Source organism: Bacillaceae bacterium S4-13-56 (assembly GCA_040191315.1).
Lineage (GTDB): Bacteria > Bacillota > Bacilli > Bacillales > JAWJLM01 > JAWJLM01.
In genome coordinates this window covers 1-1,919 of the sequence record JAWJLM010000154.1, presented here as the reverse complement: position 1 = coordinate 1,919, position 1,919 = coordinate 1, and the positions used below count along the sequence as shown (strand labels likewise).

At 33.7% G+C, this 1,919-nt stretch carries 1 protein-coding gene; it reads right to left on the bottom strand.

All coding sequences use genetic code 11. The annotated features are described in order from the left end of the window. Positions 1-351: 351 nt before the first annotated feature. Entirely contained in the window at positions 352-1,182 is an 831-nt protein-coding gene (locus RZN25_18285; GenBank protein ID MEQ6378752.1) for a hypothetical protein, read from the bottom strand. Between the last annotated feature and the right edge of the window lie 737 nt (positions 1,183-1,919).

Sequence of the window (1,919 nt, the reverse complement as noted above, 5' to 3'; positions counted from 1 at the left end):
TCTCTTGGCTAGTTATTCTGAGCAAAAGGGATATTCATTAAAATAAATAAGTGAAAATTTTTACCCTTTGACCAGAAGGACTCTGTCCTAAAGATAATCTTAAGATTTGAGCAAAAATTATTATAGCGGAAGAGGTTAATAAAGAATATTAGAAAGTTGTCAGAGCCACACAGATTGCTTGTGAGCGATTGTATTTCACACTCAATAACACACCTCTCCCCTACCGACCACCTCTAATGACACTGTGTACACTGTACACTGATAAGAGAAAAATCAGTAGTGAAAAGAAAAGACACTAAAAAAATAGAAGTGCTAATGCACTTCTATTATGTAATTGTTTATATTAAAGAGTTAATATCCACTTGTCTTTTTAACATATGCCATCTTACCTTGCCCTTTTTCGTACATATACTCTGGAATTTCAACAGCCATTCGTAAATCTACACTTCCATCTTCTAGCAGTAGACCAAATATACCATCAAAAGAATCTCTATCAAAATAAACGTTCCATGAGTCCGAATATCCACCATCAAACGGAGTTAGTTCTCCACAAAAATAATCTTGTTCATATGTAAATCCGTAATTATAATAATCACATAGTTCAACTGTACCCTCTAAATAAAATTGTTTATCGAGATTGTTTGGCATATTAAATTCTACTTCTTCGGCAGTTACAACAATATCTGATTCGGATATAAATTCTTCTTTCTTTTTCTCTAGTTCCTCTAATTCTGCCAGTTCTTCTTCTTCATCTGCTTGTGAAGCAAGTGATTTCATATGTTGGACAAATTCTTCATCTAAATGCTTACTTGATAAATTAGATTCACCAAATATTTCTTCCACTACTTTATAGGATGCATAATATTCTTCTTTATCTTCTTCTTCTACTCCTAGTCCCAAGGAATATAACATATCTAAAGTTATTGCATCCATGCTTAATTCAAGTATAGCACTCTTTATTTCTTTTTCTTTCTCTGAGAGTTCTTCTTCTTCCCACTTGTTTATGATTTCAACTTCACCATTTGGAGAGGATTCCTCATTTTCAACTGCTTCGTTAATTGCAATAGCCATCTGGATACCATCATCCCAAACTTCTTGACGTACATCTGATGGCTTATCTTTACCTGAACATCCAACCAATATTATTGCAAAAATTAAAAGAATAAAAAATAATTTCTTCATACGATATGTACTCCCTTTCTGTATTCATCTGTATTTTAATGGTATAGGATAAATTACCCAATGTAAACGATTTTGCTGGGAATTGTCAGATTTAATCCGAATTTGTAAACGTGTGTTGGGAAAGGAGCATTTATAATTGAGGTTGATATTTTAGGGGGAGATAGTTAAAAAGGTTAGTAACATTGGATATTGGTCAAACCACTTGACTACTATCTGCGACTACTTTATTATTATTATAATACTAACAGAACGGTAGTGGTTACTGCTGTGTAACCCCCATATAAACCATTGATATGATAGGTTTCGTAGCGACGCTACCTTGACAGGGTAGAGGTCGCTGGTTCGAGCCCAGTCGGAATCATCGCTAAGAACCCGTGATATATCAAGGGTTCTTTTTTAGATAAATTTTTTTATAATAACCTCAACTAGAGAGATACTTGCTAAAAATGTGATCAAAAGCTTGCATCTACATATTAAAGATAAAGGGTTTAGACTATGGTTGAAAAGGGCAAAAAACCGTTTTATAAAAAATGGTGGGTTTGGTTATTTGCAGTTATTATCATTATTGCCTTTGCTTCTGGTAGGTTATGAAGAAACTAATGATACTACAACAGGTGGACTTCTTTTTTTGTACACCCTACTCTCACGTTTTCAGCATTAGAAAAGTCTATTGGGCTTATCCTCCTTCTTTTTATCAATGAAAATGGTTACCTCCCCAACTATTCTTACATAGGCTA

Coding starts and splice junctions, on each gene's coding strand:
- RZN25_18285 (MEQ6378752.1), bottom strand. CDS start 1,182: ATGAAGAAATTATTTTTTATTCTTTTAATTTTTGCAATAATATTGGTT.